We start from the raw sequence: 15,800 nt of genomic DNA on the forward strand, positions 1-15,800 counted from the left end.
CGTGGCCCGGATCGGATCTCACGCCGGATTCCGCGCCGGGATCCATGGGAGGTCGCCGACGTTCAAATCGCTGATCTGGCGCATCGTGTTCCTGCACATCGTGGCGGTCGCGGTGGTCGCGATCTTCCTGCCGCTGGTGCTGTTCTGGCTGCTCAATTCAGAGATCGACCAGCTGCATCGCGATGCCATGCGCGCGCAGGCCGAGGTGTTGGCCGAGCGCATCGTCGCCCAGCCCGACGGGCTGCTGACGTTCAACCTGCCGGACAGTCTCAAGGGCCTTTATTCAGAAGCCTATGGCCGCTACCAGTACGACATTCGCGATGCCGGGGGGAATCTGCTGTTTTCGTCGCGGCGCAAGATCGGCACTGCGGCGGCCGCGCCACCGCCGCTCTCCGAAACGATTTCCGGGGCCGGAGTCACCCGCACCATCGACGGCAAGGTGATACGCATTCGCGTCGCGGAGGACCTCGCGCACCGCGACGTCATCATCGACGACATCGTATCGAACTTCTTCCGGCGGGTCGGATGGATCACCATTCCGATCCTGCTGGTCCTGCTCGGCATCGACATCATCATCTTTCGCCGCGCTGTTGCGCCGCTATGGAAGGCCTCCGAGGAGGCGAGCAATATCGGCCCAGCGCGCACGGACATCCGCCTGCCGACGGAGCAGATTCCGCGCGAGATCATGCCGCTCGTCACCGCCGTCAATCAGGCGCTCGACCGCCTCGAGGACGGCTTTCGGGTGCAGCGGCAGTTCACCGCCGACGCCGCGCATCAATTGCGCACGCCGCTCGCGATCCTGCGCACGCGGATCGAGACGCTCGGCGATGGCGCCGCACGGCATGCGCTGCATGCGGACATCGAGGGCATGAGCCGCATCGTCGCGCAGCTACTGGAGATCGCCGAGCTCGACACGCTGGTGCTCGATCCCGGCGAGACCGCGGATTTGCGCGCGGTCTGCGCCGAGGTGGTCGGTTCGATCGCGCCGCTCGCGATCGCACAGCACAAGGATATCGCGCTGAGGGGCACCGAGGCGCCGGTGCTGATCCACGGCAATTCGGTGATGCTCCAGCGCGCGATCTTCAATCTCGCCGAAAACGCCATCAAGTTCACGGCAATGGACACGTCGGTCGATGTCGATGTGAGCGAGGATGGCGCGGTGCGCGTGCGCGATTGCGGGCCGGGAATCGCGGAAGCCGAGCGCGAATTGATCTTCCACCGCTTCTGGCGCGCCGACCGCCAGCGCAGCGACGGCGCCGGCCTCGGGCTGTCGATCGTGCGCGCCGTCGCGGATGATCACGCGGCGACGGTTGCGGTGGACAATCTTCCCGGCGGCGGCGCGCAGTTCACGCTGCGGTTCAGGCTGGCGGAGAAGTCGGACGACCTTAATTTGAACGCAGTGCGGTACTGACGCGCCACCTTCTCCCGCATCCGCCTTCGCCAAGGCTTCGGCGGACATGAGGGGAGAAGGAAGATCGGGCTATTTCAGCTTGCCGGTGGACAGATCCATGATCATGCGTGTGGTCAGATAAAGCCGCGGCACGATGCTGTTGAGCTGCACATATTCGGCATCGTTGGAATGCGCGCCGAACCCCGACAGGCCCATGCCTTCCACCACGGCTCCGCTGGTCTTGAGTGCGGCAAACGCCGCATCCGTGCCGCCGCCGGTCGCCTTCTCGTCGACCTTGAGGGGCAGTCCGATCTCCCCATAGATCGTCTTGCCGTGGGCCGCGACTCGACGTGAGGCGTCGTTGGCTTCCAGCGGCGGACGGCGCACCTCGAATTTCAGCTCGACCTTGGACTCGGGCAGCAGGTGATTCTTGATCTTCTCCTGCAGTGTCTTCTCGAGCTCGTCGAAATCGGTGACCTTAAGTGCACGTGCGTCGGCCTGGGCCGTGGCCTCCGCGGGGATCACGTTGCGGTTGGTGCCGGCCTTGGAGACCGTCCAGTTCAGTTTCAGGCCCTGCTCTGGTTTGGACAGGTCCTTCATCTGCAGCAGCTGGTGGGAGAGTTCGTACAGCGCGTTGACGCCGCCCTCGGGCCGTGAGCCTGCATGTGACGACTTGCCCTGCACCGTGAGATAGGCCGAGCCGATGCCGCTGGTGGCCAGCCGCAGCGTGCCGTCGGTACCGCCGCCTTCAAAGGAGAACACCACATCCTGATCCGCAGCGAACCTGGTGATGGTGCTGCGCCAGCCCGGTGAGGAGATCTCCTCGTCGCCATTGGTGAGCACCGTGAGCGTGCCGTAGTCCCGGAAGCTCAGCTTCTGCAGCAACGCCACGGTATGAAGAATGAGCGCGACGCCCTGCTTGTCGTCGGCAATGCCGAGGCCGTAGGCCTTGTCGCCGTCGATGCGGAACGGTTGATCCTTCAGCATGCCCTTCAGGTACACGGTGTCCATGTGGGCGATCAGCATGATCTTCTTGCTGCCGGTGCCCTTGAATACGGCGTGTACGGCCGGGCCGATCTTCTCGGGTGTGTCGTCGAGGCGATAGACGTCGGTGGGTTCGAGGATCTCCACCGTGCCGCCCAGCTGCTTGAGCTGGCCGGCAACGCGCTCGGCGATCTGGTTAAGGCCTTCGACATCCTTGCTGCCGGATTCGATGCTGACGAGATCGCGCAGCGTGTCGAGCAGCGGCTGCTGCTCTTTTTGTGCCAACGCATGGACGTCGGCCATGACATTCGCGCTCAGCTCAGCATGCGCCGGCATTGCCGCACATCCCAGCCAGAGCGACGCGATCAACGAACCAACGAGCGATGGAGCAGGGTAGGATCGCGACATGCGTGGCGGCCTTAGGTTGGGGGAATGGCGCGGTATGCCCGTGTTTCCGGCGCTTGTCACGTGCCCGGCGCGCCCGTCATGCCCGGCCGAGGCGGGCGTGATGGGAACGGCCAGGGCCGCGGGCCGTCTAAGCCTAAAGTCGTAGGACCGGATGGCGCGGGAGCTGGGCATTTTCGTGCCTCACATCGTGAGGGATGGAAATCGGACGACACATGTTCCATGCTGGCCTCCAAGCCTCGGCAAGAAGGCCCACCGTCACAATCCATCAGGGTAGGACATCATGAAAAGACGAGATTTCATCAAGGTCACCGGGCTTGGTGCGGCGGGTGTCGCCACGCTCGCCGCTCCAGCGATCGCGCAGACGACGCCCGAGATCAAATGGCGCATGCCGACGAGCTGGCCGAAATCGCTCGACACGCTCTATGGCGGCGCCGAGATGATGGCCAAGATGGTCGCGGAAGCGACCGACAACAAATTCCAGATTCAGACATTTGCCGGCGGCGAGATCGTGCCGGGCCTTCAGGTGCTCGATGCCGTGCAGAACGGCACCTGCGAAATCGGCCACACCGCGTCTTATTATTATTTCGGCAAGGACCCGACCTTCACCTTCGGCTCGGCCGTGCCGTTCGGACCGAACATGCGCATCAACCAGGCCTGGTACATGCTGGGCGGCGGCAGGGAGATTCTCAACGAGTTCTACAAGAAGTACAACGTCGTCTCGCTGCTTGCTGGCAACACCGGCTGTCAGATGGGTGGCTGGTTCCGCAAGGAGGTCAAGACGCCCCAGGACTTCAGCGGGTTGAAATTCCGCATCGGCGGCTTCGCCGGAAAAGTGATGGCCAAACTCGGCGCGGTGCCGCAGCAGATCGCCGGTGGCGACATCTATCCGGCGCTGGAGAAGGGCACCATCGACGCAGCGGAATGGGTCGGGCCCTATGACGACGAGAAGCTCGGCTTCGTGAAAGTCGCGCCGCATTATTACTTCCCGGGCTGGTGGGAAGGCGGGCCCATGCTTCTCGCCTTCGTCAACCAGGACAAGTGGAATGCGCTGCCGAAGCACTACCAGAGCATCCTCGAGCAGGCGGGGCACTACGCCAACAACTGGATGATGGCGAAGTACGACCAGTCCAATCCGCCGGCGTTGCGGCGCCTGCTCGCGGCCGGTGCCAAGCTGCATCCGTTCTCGCCCGAGGTCATGCAGGCCTGCTTCAAGGCGTCAAAGGAGCTGCACACCGAAGTCTCGGCCACCAACCCGGATTTCAAGAAGGTCTACGAATCGCTGACCGCGTTCTCGAACAACGGATATCAGTGGTTCCAGGTCGCCGAAGTCGGCTATGACAACTTCATGGCGCGCAACTCGCAGAGCTGATCGCAGAGCGCACGATCGGCCCAAACGAAAAAACCCGGAGCTTTCGCTCCGGGTTTCTTTTTGTAGGCGGGCCGGGCGCTATTGTTTCGGCTGGCCGAAGTCGAGCGGCGGCAGATCGATCTGGGGAATGTCGATCTTGATGCTGTTGGGATCGACGGTGGACTGCACACCCTTGTAGTGCATCACCATCGACGGGAACATGATCACGAGCAGCACCATGACGAGCTGGATGACGACGAACGGCACCGCACCCCAATAGATCTGTCCCGTCGTGACCGGCTCCATGCGTTTGCCGGTGACGCGGTCGGTATAGCGCTCCTTCGGCGCGACCGAGCGCAAATAGAACAGCGCAAATCCGAACGGCGGATGCATGAATGACGTTTGCATGTTGACGCCGAGGATGACACCGAACCAGATCAGGTCGATGCCGAGATGCTCGGCAGCCGGCCCGAGCAGCGGGATCACGATGAAGGCAAGCTCGAAGAAGTCGAGGAAGAACGCCAGCACGAACACGAAGGCGTTGACGAAGATCAGGAAGCCGATCTGGCCGCCGGGCAGGGATGTCAGCAGGTGCTCGACCCAGACATGGCCGCTGACGCCGTAGAAGGTGAGCGAGAACACGCGTGCCCCGACCAGGATGAAGACGACGAACGCGGACAGCTTCGCCGTCGATTCGGTAGCCTGACGGATCAGGTCCCAGGTCAGCCGCCGCTTCGCGGCTCCGAGAATGAGGGCGCCGGCTGCACCCATCGCACCGCCTTCGGTGGGCGTCGCGACGCCGATGAAGATCGTGCCCAGCACCAGGAAGATCAGGAATAGCGGGGGCACCATGACGAAGGTGGTCTGTTGCGCCATCTTCGAGAGGAAGCGGTAGCCCGTCAGCTTGTCGAGGACCCAGTTCGCGATGGCGACGAAGAACGCGAAGAGAATGCCGAAGAACATGCTGAGCACGACGAAGTCGGCGCCGTGTGTCTCCGAATTCCGCATCATGAACCAGCCGAAGACGCAGCTCGCCAGGAACAGCACGCCGAGCGACTTGAGGCCGCGGTCGCCGCTCTCCTCGCGGAAGCCGATCGCCTCCTTGGGAAGACCCGGCGCCGCCTTCGGGAAAATCATGGTCACGAGGAACGCGTAACCTGCATAGAGGCCGGCGAGCACCAGGCCCGGAATGAATGCGCCCTCGTACATGTCGCCGACCGACTTGCCGAGCTGGTCGGCCATCACGATCAGGACGAGTGAGGGCGGAATGATCTGCGCCAGCGTGCCGGAGGCCGCGATGATGCCGGTCGCCACGCGGCGGTCGTAGCCGTAACGCAGCATGATCGGCAGCGAGATCAGGCCCATCGAGATCACCGAGGCCGCCACGACGCCGGTCGTCGCCGCAAGCAGGGCGCCGACGAAAACCACCGCGTAGGCGAGGCCGCCACGGATGGTGCCGAACAACTGGCCGATGGTGTCGAGCAGATCCTCGGCCATGCCGGAGCGCTCGAGCACCAGTCCCATGAAGGTGAAGAAGGGAATGGCGAGCAGCGTGTCGTTGTTCATCACGCCGTAGACGCGCTCCGGCAGGGCCTGGAGAAAGTCCGGGTGAAATTGTCCGAGCTGAACGCCGATGATGGCGAAGAACAGGCCTACTGCGCCGAGCGAAAATGCCGCCGGATAGCCGAGCAGCAGCACGACGACGAGCGTCGCGAACATGATGGGCGCCAGATTGGCGATAATAAACGCGGTCATGACTTCCCCCTAAACCGTCGCCAACGGCTACTTCTTTTCGATCGCTTCGACGAGGTGCTCGACCTCGGCCTCCAGTGCGGACACCTGCGACTCGTGTGGGTCCGGGATCATGCCGCGCATGATCGCGATTCGCTTGATCAGCTCGGAGATGCCTTGAACGAGCAGGAGGGCGAAGCCGATCATGATCAGCGCTTTTGCCGGCCATTGTGGCAGGCCGCCCGCATTGCCGGATTGCTCGTTGATCTGGAGCGAGCGCAGGAAGAACGGTATTCCGGTCACGATCATGACAACGGTCAGCGGGATCAGGAAGAAGATGTGCCCGATGATGTCGATGATGTTGCGAGCCCGTTTCGGCATCATGCTATTGAAGATGTCGATCCGGATGTGCTCGTTGTCGAGCAGCGTCCAGGACGCGCATAGCAGGAACACGATGCTGAAAAGCACCCATTGCAGCTCGAGCCACGAGTTGGAGGACGTGTCCAATGTCTTTCGGATGATCGCATTCAGCGCCGAGATGACGACGGCGAGCAGGATCAGCCAAGCCAGACGCTTGCCCGTCCAACGTGTGAACGCGTCAATTCCATTGCTCAGCTTCAGGAGCGCTTGCAAGATTGGTCCTCCCCGATTTGCCCCGGCCGTCTTGACTGCGCCGAGTGGGCGCGTTGGCTTGTCTCGCCGCGCAGGCATGAGGCTGCCGCACCAAACCAGCGAGCGTGCCGCCAGTCAATCGGAAGTTTGTTGATAGTTAAGGGGAATAAGCCGCGGCCGGCCAGCCGATGTTAGCCGCCGGTGACGCTCATGTGCCTGGAGACGCTGGGGCGGTCGTGGCGGCGGTCGATAATGAAATCGTGGCCCTTGGGCTTCAGCCCAATGGCGCGGTCGATCGCATCCGCAAGCAGCGAATCGTCGTCCGATGCACGCAGAGGTTTGCGCAAATCGGAGGCATCCTCGTGGCCGAGGCAGGTGTGCAACGTTCCCGTGCAAGTGACGCGCACGCGATTGCAGGATTCGCAGAAATTATGGGTCATCGGGGTGATGAAGCCGAGCTTGCCGCCGGTCTCGGCGACGCTGACATAGCGCGCCGGCCCCCCGGTGCTCTCGGCCAGATCGGTCAGCGTGAACTGCTGGGCAAGGCGCGCGCGCACCAGCGACAGCGGCAGATATTGGTCGATTCGTCCCGATCCGATCTCGCCCATCGGCATGACCTCGATCAGCGTCAGCCCCATGCCCTTGCCGTGGGCCCAGCGCATCAGGTCGGGAAGTTCGTCCTCGTTGAGGTTCTTCAGCGCAACGGCGTTGATCTTGACTGCGAGGCCCGCGGCGCGTGCGGCCTCGATGCCTTCCAGCACCTTGTCGATCTCGCCCCAGCGGGTGATCTCGCGAAACTTCTGCGGATCGAGCGTGTCGAGCGAAACGTTGATGCGGCGGACGCCGCAATCGGCGAGTTCGCTGGCATGTTTCGCAAGCTGGGTGCCGTTGGTGGTCAGCGTCAGCTCGCTCAGCGCGCCGCTCTTGAGGTGCCGCGACAGCGAGCGCACCAGCGTCATCACGTTACGGCGGACCAGCGGTTCGCCGCCGGTGAGCCGCAGCTTCTTCACACCCTTGGCAATGAAGGCCGAGCAGAGCCGATCGAGTTCCTCCAGCGTCAGCAGGTCCGCCTTGGGCAGGAACGTCATGTCTTCCGACATGCAGTAGAAGCAGCGCAGGTCGCAGCGGTCGGTGACGGAGACGCGCAAATACGAGATGGTCCGTCCGAACGGATCGGTCATCGTGCTCGACAGGGGGCTCGCGGAAAGTCCGTTCATACCAAATGCCTTGTCACTTGCGGCAACGCGAGCAGTTTTGCTTCAGCGGTGTCCTGGAAGCAATCTAAGCATCGAATGCGTCAGAGACAAATGGGGGATGACGGAGGTCAGCGCTTGCCCGCGTTCGGATCGGGGAAAGGCGAGCCCGCAGCCGGTGCGGCAGCAGCCGGGGCGACCGCGGCCGCCGCCGGTTTCGGTTTCTTCGGGCGGTGCGGCTTGCGGACCGGTCTTGGCGGAACGGCCGGCTGGAGCTCCGCGAAAATCGGGTTGGGGTCGGTGGTGATCGAGGCGGGCGTGGTGAGGTCGCCGGGATTCTTGATGACATTCACCGGTACGCTCACCGGCTGGTATTTTGGGAGCGCGAAAGCGGGAACCGCGACGGAGCAGGGCGTCTTGCAGCCGGCACCCAGTGAGGTCGTGGCGTCAGCACCCGGGGGATTGGATTCGAGCCGGACCTGCACGGTCGGCGGGGCCGATTTGAACATGTCCCAGGACGTCGAAGACATCGAGGAGCAGCCGGCAAGGGTCGCTGCTCCCAAGAGACTGACCCCAGCTAGCGCAATCGCAATGACACGACGCATGACCATCCACTTCTACTGCGACGAACCGCCACATCCCCGGACAAACTTAGGAGTGTCGTTCCGAACGAGCAACCGGCCGGCCGCACATCGTTAGTAGATGGTTAAAGCGGGATTCCGTGGAATAACTAAGCTATCTCAGCTACTTGAGACCTGCCTGCGCGGTCATCAGGCTGCTGGCGGCTGCCGGCAGGTCGCGCATGTGATGGATCAGCCGGTCCGGCTTCAACTCGGCAATCGGGACGTCCGTATAGCCGAAGCTGACCCCGATCACGGGAACTCCGGCGCGCCGGGCCACGCCGACATCGGGTCCGGCGTCGCCGACCATGATGCTGGCTTTCACCTCGCCGCCGGCCCGCGCCACCGTTTCGCGGAAAATGGTCGGATCGGGCTTCTGCACGCCAAAAGTGTCGGCGCCGCAAATCGCAGCGAAGCGCCGGCTCAGGTCGAGCTGGTCCAGCAGGCGCTTCGACAGCCATTCCAGCTTGTTGGTGCAGACCGCGAGGCGATGGCCCTGGGCTGCAAAATGGTCGAGCGCGGCCTCCAGCCCCTCGAACGGCCGGGATTCGACGGCGATATTGTCGGCGTAATAGCCGATGAAATCGGCCGTCATCCGGTCCATGTCGGCCACCGTGACGCTGCGGCCCTCGGCCTCCAGCCCCCGCTCGATCAGCTTGCGGGCGCCGGCGCCGATCATGTTGCGGGCCGAGGCCATCGGCACGGGCGGCAGCCCTTCGCGGTCGAGCACGTAATTGAGCGCGGTGATCAGGTCGGGCGCGGTATCCACAAGCGTGCCGTCGAGATCGAAGACGATGGTGTGGGAGGGGGTCATGGTCCAGCGCTACCGGCCCGGCCCCGCCCGCGCAAGGGCCGAAGCCATAAGATCACCTTATAAGCTGGGCCGGAGGCCTGTTCCCCCAGACCCTGTTCTCCGAGGGAAAACGAGGCTACACAGGCCGCCGCAAGCCTAACACTCGTAATTCAGGGACGGCGCAAACGTGAACATGGACCAGTTGAAGCGGCAGGCTGCGGCGCGCGCCCTCGAGGACGTCCGTGACGGCATGCAGCTCGGGCTCGGTACCGGCTCGACTGCAAAACATTTCGTCGAGCTGCTCGGCGAGCGGGTCCGCGCCGGACTGAAAGTGATCGGCGTGCCGACCTCCGAGGCGACGCGTCTCGATGCAATCCGCTGCGGCGTGCCGCTGACCACGCTGGATGAGATCGATCATCTCGACATCACCGTCGACGGCGCCGACGAGATCGATCCCGAACTCAATCTGATCAAGGGCGGCGGCGGCGCGCTGTTGCGCGAGAAAATCGTGGCGGCCGCCTCGGATCGCATGATCGTGATTGCCGACGACACCAAATGGGTGCCGACACTCGGCGGCTTTCCGCTGCCGGTCGAAGTCATCCCGTTCGGGCTCGGCGCAACGCGTCGCGCGATCGAGAAGGCGTTTGCGGAATGCGGCGTTTCCGGGCAGATGGCGGTCCGCAACGGCAAGGACGGCCACGTTTTCGTCACCGATGGCGGCCACTGGATCCTCGATGCCCAGCTCGAAAAGATTGAGGATCCCGCCCGCCTCGCCACGGCGTTGAGCGCGATCCCCGGCGTCGTCGAGCATGGTTTGTTCATCGGCTTGGCCAGCTCGGCTGTCTTGGCGGGTGGCGAGGGAATTCGCGTGATTGAACGGCGAAAGCCGAAAGGAGACTAGGAATGAAGAGCGTTTTGAAATTGTTGCCGGTCGCGACCCTCGCTGTGGGACTGGCCCTCTCGGTCACCCCGGCCGGGGCCCAGCAGGCGGCTCCGCCGAAATCGTCGCCGACGGCCATCGCGGCCGCCAAGGAGATCCTCGCGATCAAGAACGCCAGTGCGATGTATGCCAACGCCGTGCCCGGCCTGGTCGATAAGACCAGGATCGCGCTGATCCAGCAGAACCTCAACTATCAGAAGGATCTCACCGAGGTCGCCGGGGTCGTCAACCAGCAGCTGGCAGGCCGCGAAAAGGAGATCGGAGAAGGCATGGCGCAGGTCTATGCCAGCGAGTTCACCGAGCAGGAGCTGAAGGATCTCGTCACCTTCTACAAGTCGCCGCTGGGCAAGAAGCTGATCGAAGCCGAGCCGCGCGCGATCGGGCTGAGCATGGCCTTCATGAACTCCTGGGCTCAGAACTTCTCCGAGACCGTGATGGGTGCCTTCCGCGCCGAGATGCGCAAGCGTGGCAAGGAGATCTGACAGTCCCTATCTGATCGGAATCCGGATCATGTTCTGAAAGAGGTCGGAGTGGACAATGGCTGAATTCGACGTCGACCTCTTTGTCATCGGTGGCGGTTCGGGCGGCGTGCGCGCCGCCCGCATCGCGGCCGGCTACGGCGCCCGCGTCATGATCGCGGAAGAGTACCGCATGGGCGGGACCTGCGTGATCCGCGGCTGTGTGCCGAAGAAGCTGTTCGTCATCGGCTCGCATTTCCGCCACGAGATCGAGGACGCCGCCGGCTTTGGCTGGACCGTTCCGTCTGCGACCTTCGACTGGCCGACGCTGATCGCCAACAAGGACAAGGAGATCGCGCGTCTGGAGGCGGCTTACACCGCCAATGTCGAGAAGTCGGGCGCGCAAATCGTCAAGAGCCGCGCGGTGATCGAGGACAAGCACACCGTCCGCCTGCTCGAGAACGACCGGAAGATCACTGCAAAATACATTTTGATCGCCACCGGCGGCGCGCCCAATCACGGCGCTCCGATTCCCGGCATCGAGCACGTGATCTCCTCCAACGAGGCGTTTCACCTGGCCAAGCTGCCGAAGCGGATCGTGATCCAGGGCGGCGGCTATATCGCGCTGGAGTTCGCCGGCATCTTCGCCGGCTTCGGCTCCGACGTCACAGTCATCTATCGCGGCGACAACATTCTTCGCGGCTTCGACGAGGATGTTCGCGCCCATGTCCGCGCCGAGATGGAGAAGCAGGGCATCACCATCCTGACCGGCTGCACGGTGACGAAGGTCGATCGGCACGGCGAGGAATTCACCACGCATCTGTCGAACGGATCGAGCCTTGCCTCCGACCAGGTGATGTTCGCGATCGGCCGCCATCCCGCGGTCGCCAATCTCGGCCTGGAGAAGGCCGGCGTCGCCATCAACCCGCGGAACGGCGGCATCGCGGTCGACCATTTCTCCAAGAGCTCGGTCGACAGCATCTACGCGATCGGCGACGTCACCCATCGCTTCAACCTGACGCCGGTCGCGATCCGCGAGGGCCATGCGTTCGCCGACAGCGTGTTCGGCAAGCGCGAGGTGCAGGTCGATCACGCCAACATCCCGACCGCCGTGTTCTCGCAGCCGGAGGTCGGCACCATCGGCCTGACCGAGACGGAAGCCCGCGCGCAATTCAGCCATATCGACATTTACAAGACCACGTTCCGGCCCATCAAGGCGACGATGTCGGGCCGCGATACCCGCGTGCTGATGAAGCTCGTCGTCGATGGTTCAACCGACCGTGTGCTCGGCTGTCACATCGTCGGCGATGCCGCAGCCGAGATCACGCAGGCAGTCGCGATTGCGGTGAAGATGAAGGCGACCAAGGCCGATTTCGACGCGACGATCGCGCTGCATCCGACCGCGTCCGAAGAGCTCGTCACCATGCGCACCCCGACCGCCCGCCACGTCCGCCAAGCGGCGGAGTAACTCCGCTCAGCCGTACAGGTATCCGACCGGCTTGCCCTCGGTGCGCAGCGGACGGATGTCCTTCTGCGTGATGATCTGACCGGCGAGGCCGTCGATCTCGTCGCGTTGCGTCGGCGTCCAGCTGCGGAGGTCGTTCATGCCCTTGAGAAGGCCGAGCCGAAGGACCTGCGTGTTCTCACCAACACCGACGAGGCTTGTGGCGTTCTTGCCCGCCGTCACCACATCGCCGGCCGCGAGCTCAAAGGTCTCGCCAGTCTTGTTCCTGAATTCGGCCGTGCCGCGGATCACGCGGTAGATCACGACCTCGCCCTTGGCGAAACATGTGGTGTCCGCCGCTGACGACGTGCTCTTGGACAAGAGCGATTGGCCGCGCGGATCGGTTGCGATGATGTGGCCGGCGACGAGGTGACCGCTCGGAGCCTCGATCCCGATATCGCGCACGTAAACCGGCATGGCCGATTTGATCGGGCTGTCGGTGAGCGGCTTGAACAGCGCATCCAGCGCCAAGGGGTCCTGGAGCCAGAAGCCTGCATCGACCGGGCGATCATGCAGAGAGTGGCTCCATGCCACCCGCGGCGTCTCGGCTTCGTTGATCTGGTCCGGACCGACGATGGTCGGGTTTGGAAACGTCGTCGGGTCAGTGATGAAGGCTTCGAGGAATTTGCCCGAATAGCCCATCGAGATTGGATCCGGCACCACCGTCTGCGGCGTCTTCAGATTCTCTTCGGTCGACAGTCCCGACCAGGTGTAGAACAGCTGTCGGTGCACGATCGCGCTTTGCAGCATCACCGCGCCGGGGCCGACATTATAGAAGCGCCCGTCATAGTCGAACGTGAACGCGCCCGACGTGACCAGCACGAGCTGAAAGCCGCCCGGCGGCAGATGAAGATGGAAGTCGGTAGGGCCGGTGTCGGGCAGATAGATCGGCAGATTGGTCGCGACCTCGTGCAGCAGGAAGGTTTCGTTGTTGGCGTGGAAACCCTCGTTGGCGCGATTGTAGAGGGCCTGCGGCCGGTACGTTGCCTCGAACTTCGCATTCCGGTCGCGATCGATCGCCACGAACTCCTGATCGTTGAGGCGAAGGGGCGCGCCGTCCGGGCGGGTGAGGCCGGTGAATTTGAGATCGCCGGTGGCATGCACGTTCATGGCATTCTCCGATCTGGCCCGCTCACCCTGTCTCGGCGCACGCATCTTGCTGAGAGCAGGGGATCAGGCCTGATGCTGCCTTGCGAATTTTAGGCCAGTCGAGGCGGTGCGCGGCACGCAAGGCTTTGCGACTCGCCGCCACGCGATGAAAAATCGAGGTTGCACTTGAGGTTAGATGACACGCTTGACCAGCCTGCATGGCCATGTTCGCCCAGTCTGCAATCCTGGTGACGAGACGTGTCTTGTCTAATTTGGCGGCATTCTGGCGCGGATGCGCAGCTGCGCCGATCAGGAGAAGTCGGCGGCCGGGTGTCTGAAGCCGTTCATTCGAAAGCTCGACGGACGGTCCGCTCGGGCTTGCCGTACGGGCTGTCAGCCCACTTCGCCATGTCCACTGCACGCGCCTCGATGAGCTCGCACCAGAGGCAGCTGAGCTCCGCGCGCCCTTTGGCCGAGAGCATCGGAATGAGGCCATGGCCACAGCCAGCGCAACATTTGACGTGATTCATCGTTCTCTCCGCGACCTTACGCATTCAGGACCGACATTGTTGCTCGCGAAGCTTGCGCGGGCGCTATGAAGGCGCGGGAACGCCTGCGGCGGGGGTGCTCGTGCCCGAGATCGTCGCGTCTGCGATCCAGCGCGACACGGCGGCGATGTCTTCCGCATTGTCGCGGAAGGCGCGAAGCTGGAATTCGGCCGAGCTGCCGCGTTCGACGATGGTGCGACAGTGTTCGACCTCGGCCATGCAGTTCAGCGCGGCGGCGTCTTCGGCGATGTCCTCGATCACACGGGAGAGCAGCTCGGAGATCTCGACCGGCCCGTCCTTGGAGGCAAAGATGCAATCGGTGCCGTAGCGCTGGGCGCGCCATTTGTTTTCCACCGCAATTGCGCGTTCGACCGCGGTGACCTCTTTCGAGAGATGAGGTCGCAGGTAGAGATAGCGGGTCAGGCAGCGATAGAGCGAGGCAATGGCAACGGCGTCGTCGACGAAGGTGCAGGTATCGGGCGCACGCAGCTCGAGGGTCGGGTGCTTCATCGAGGGGCGCATGGCCCACCAGATGTGACTTTCTTCGGGGATCACGCCCGAGCGCTGCAACGCGCCGACATATTCGTCGTAATCCTGCCGGCTCTCGAATAATTCGGGCAGGCCAGTGCGCGGCAGCTCGGAATAGGCGGCGAGTCGATAGCCCTTCAGTCCGGTCTTGTGTGAATTCCAGAACGGGGAGGAGGCCGACAGGGCGATGAACAAGGGCAGATGCGGCAGCATCGCTCGCATCACCGCCATGCGCTTTTCGGGATCGGGCAACTGGACGTGCACGTGCATGCCGCACATCAGGTTGCGGTGGCCGATGCTGCGCAGATCCTCAATCATCTCCTCGTAGCGTGGCTTCGGGCTCGGCTGCGACATGCGCCAGACCGCGGTCGGGTGCGTGCCGCAGGCCATGATCACGAAGCCGTATTGTGCCGCGACGTTTGCGACTTCGCGACGCAGGAAGCGAAGCTCTTCGCGCGCGTCGGCGACGTCGACATGCACGTTGGTGGCGACCTCGAGCTGCGACTGTAACATCTCCCGCATCGCCTGGCCGCCTGTCGACCAATTCGCAGATTCGAATAGCTCATTGGGGGTCTGGATCGCGACCTCCAGGCTGCGGCGATCGGCGAGGAAGTATTCCTCCTCGATACCGAACGAATATTCCGCAGCCTTGCCGCGTCCGCCGGCCGAGCGAATGACGAGGTGCTGCCTGTCCTCGGAGGAATCAAGCCGCAGCAGTTTCAAGACGTCTGACGCCAATGTCATCGTGCCACCCGGCCAAGGTATTTACCCGCGGGCGATAATCCTTCTGGCAGGAGCGGGTTCCGCGTCGACCTCACTGGAAATTGCAAGATCGAACGGAACAATTTTCGCGCTCTCGGACGCACGTGCGACCAGCGCGTGATTCGCGGGCACTTCCGTCCAGTCTGTTTCCTTGTCGAACGGCTCGGAGACGACGATGACTTGGCCGCCAGCCTCGCGGAAATAGAGCGTGTTGGCGGCATCGTTGACCGCAACCCGGAAGGCATAGAGATCCCGGCCGTTGGCGATGGCGCTGGTGAAGCGTAGCCGCTCACGAAGCTCGCCTTCGTTGACGAGGCCGACGAGGGCTCGCAGCACGCGATGCGTTGCGCCGAGCGGATCGGCGTCGAGACCCGCGCCCATCATGGCGAGAAACACGGCTTCCGAATCGGTCGTGCCTGTCCGCGAGGGGTAGTAGGCATCGGGGATCAGCGCCTCGACCTTGCGCCGTAGGCGATTCCAGCTGCCGACGAAACCATTGTGCATGAACATCCACTGGCCGCAGGCAAAGGGATGGCAGTTCTGCCGCGTCACTGCCGTGCCGGTGGCGGCGCGCACATGGGCGAAGAACAGATGCGAGCGCAAATGGCGGCAGAGGTAGCGGAGATTTTCGTCCGACCAAGCGGGGCGTGTTTCACGATAAAGACCAGGCTCCGGATGCTCACCGTACCAGCCGAGACCAAAGCCGTCGCCATTCGAGCCCGCCGTCGACTGGAGCGAGCGGATGCTTTGCGCGATGAGCGAATGCTCGGGCTCGGTGACATAGGGCTCGAAGGACGTGGTCTCGCCCCGGTATGCGATCCAGCGGCACATAGGAATTCCGACAGGAGATGCTTGCTGAAATGTATCAACGAACCTGACAGGACGATGGTTC

Annotated in this window: 14 protein-coding genes; 5 read left to right on the top strand and 9 right to left on the bottom strand. The window is 63.4% G+C overall.

Translation table 11 applies throughout. The features are described 5' to 3' along the window. The first annotated feature begins 1 nt into the window (after position 1). Complete coding sequence (locus tag IVB19_RS14345) at positions 2-1,411, top strand: sensor histidine kinase (protein WP_247455826.1); 1,410 nt, start codon at positions 2-4, stop codon at positions 1,409-1,411. A 69-nt stretch (positions 1,412-1,480) separates the two neighbouring features. Here IVB19_RS14345 and IVB19_RS14350 read toward each other — a convergent pair whose 3' ends face one another. Then, positions 1,481-2,782, bottom strand: a complete 1,302-nt coding sequence (locus tag IVB19_RS14350) for a M20/M25/M40 family metallo-hydrolase (RefSeq protein WP_247821534.1) — start codon at positions 2,780-2,782, stop codon at positions 1,481-1,483. A 280-nt stretch (positions 2,783-3,062) separates the two neighbouring features. Here IVB19_RS14350 and IVB19_RS14355 point away from each other — a divergent pair, with 280 nt between their 5' ends. Further along, the gene (locus IVB19_RS14355) at positions 3,063-4,151 is read left to right on the top strand and encodes a TRAP transporter substrate-binding protein (protein WP_247821535.1); all 1,089 of its coding nucleotides are present in this window, start codon (positions 3,063-3,065) and stop codon (positions 4,149-4,151) included. Between the two features lie 78 nt (positions 4,152-4,229). On the opposite strand, the gene IVB19_RS14360 is transcribed toward IVB19_RS14355, so the two are convergent. The 5 genes from IVB19_RS14360 to IVB19_RS14380 all read right to left on the bottom strand — a co-directional run bounded on the left by IVB19_RS14360 (position 4,230) and on the right by IVB19_RS14380 (position 9,100). Continuing rightward, positions 4,230-5,885: a TRAP transporter large permease gene (locus IVB19_RS14360; RefSeq protein WP_018459381.1), complete on the bottom strand. Its 1,656-nt coding sequence runs from the start codon at positions 5,883-5,885 to the stop codon at positions 4,230-4,232. Positions 5,886-5,912: 27 nt separating this feature from the next. Beyond that, a complete protein-coding gene (locus IVB19_RS14365; RefSeq protein ID WP_018459380.1) occupies positions 5,913-6,494 on the bottom strand; it encodes a TRAP transporter small permease subunit in 582 nt (193 codons plus the stop codon). A 170-nt stretch (positions 6,495-6,664) separates the two neighbouring features. After that, a complete protein-coding gene (moaA, locus tag IVB19_RS14370; protein WP_018459379.1) occupies positions 6,665-7,690 on the bottom strand; it encodes a GTP 3',8-cyclase MoaA in 1,026 nt (341 codons plus the stop codon). Between the two features lie 107 nt (positions 7,691-7,797). Continuing rightward, positions 7,798-8,271 carry a hypothetical protein gene (locus IVB19_RS14375; RefSeq protein WP_247821536.1) on the bottom strand — a complete coding sequence of 158 codons (474 nt, stop codon included), beginning with the start codon at positions 8,269-8,271 and terminating at the stop codon, positions 7,798-7,800. 139 nt (positions 8,272-8,410) lie between these two features. Next, a complete protein-coding gene (locus IVB19_RS14380; protein WP_018459377.1) occupies positions 8,411-9,100 on the bottom strand; it encodes an HAD-IA family hydrolase in 690 nt (229 codons plus the stop codon). 166 nt (positions 9,101-9,266) lie between these two features. On the opposite strand from IVB19_RS14380, the gene rpiA reads away from it, so the two are divergent. From rpiA to gor, 3 genes are read left to right on the top strand one after another with little or no spacing between them, the layout of a single operon-like run. Then, entirely contained in the window at positions 9,267-9,980 is a 714-nt protein-coding gene (gene rpiA / locus IVB19_RS14385) for a ribose-5-phosphate isomerase RpiA (RefSeq protein WP_085352729.1), read from the top strand. Positions 9,981-9,982: 2 nt separating this feature from the next. Next, positions 9,983-10,501: a DUF2059 domain-containing protein gene (locus tag IVB19_RS14390; protein WP_247821537.1), complete on the top strand. Its 519-nt coding sequence runs from the start codon at positions 9,983-9,985 to the stop codon at positions 10,499-10,501. A 55-nt stretch (positions 10,502-10,556) separates the two neighbouring features. Continuing rightward, a complete protein-coding gene (gene gor / locus IVB19_RS14395; RefSeq protein WP_247821538.1) occupies positions 10,557-11,945 on the top strand; it encodes a glutathione-disulfide reductase in 1,389 nt (462 codons plus the stop codon). A gap of 6 nt (positions 11,946-11,951) precedes the next feature. Here the strand turns inward: gor and IVB19_RS14400 are convergent, their stop codons facing one another. The 3 genes from IVB19_RS14400 to IVB19_RS14410 form a co-directional block, all read right to left on the bottom strand. Next, positions 11,952-13,091 (bottom strand): hypothetical protein, encoded by a 1,140-nt coding sequence (locus tag IVB19_RS14400; RefSeq protein WP_018459373.1) that lies wholly within the window; start codon positions 13,089-13,091, stop codon positions 11,952-11,954. Between the two features lie 572 nt (positions 13,092-13,663). Beyond that, positions 13,664-14,890, bottom strand: coding sequence for a carboxylate-amine ligase (locus tag IVB19_RS14405; protein ID WP_247821539.1), 1,227 nt, complete (start codon positions 14,888-14,890; stop codon positions 13,664-13,666). Positions 14,891-14,911: 21 nt separating this feature from the next. After that, complete coding sequence (locus IVB19_RS14410) at positions 14,912-15,739, bottom strand: class II glutamine amidotransferase (RefSeq protein ID WP_018459370.1); 828 nt, start codon at positions 15,737-15,739, stop codon at positions 14,912-14,914. Positions 15,740-15,800 lie beyond the last annotated feature (61 nt).

This window comes from Bradyrhizobium sp. 187 (assembly GCF_023101005.1).
Classification (GTDB): domain Bacteria; phylum Pseudomonadota; class Alphaproteobacteria; order Rhizobiales; family Xanthobacteraceae; genus Bradyrhizobium; species Bradyrhizobium canariense_D.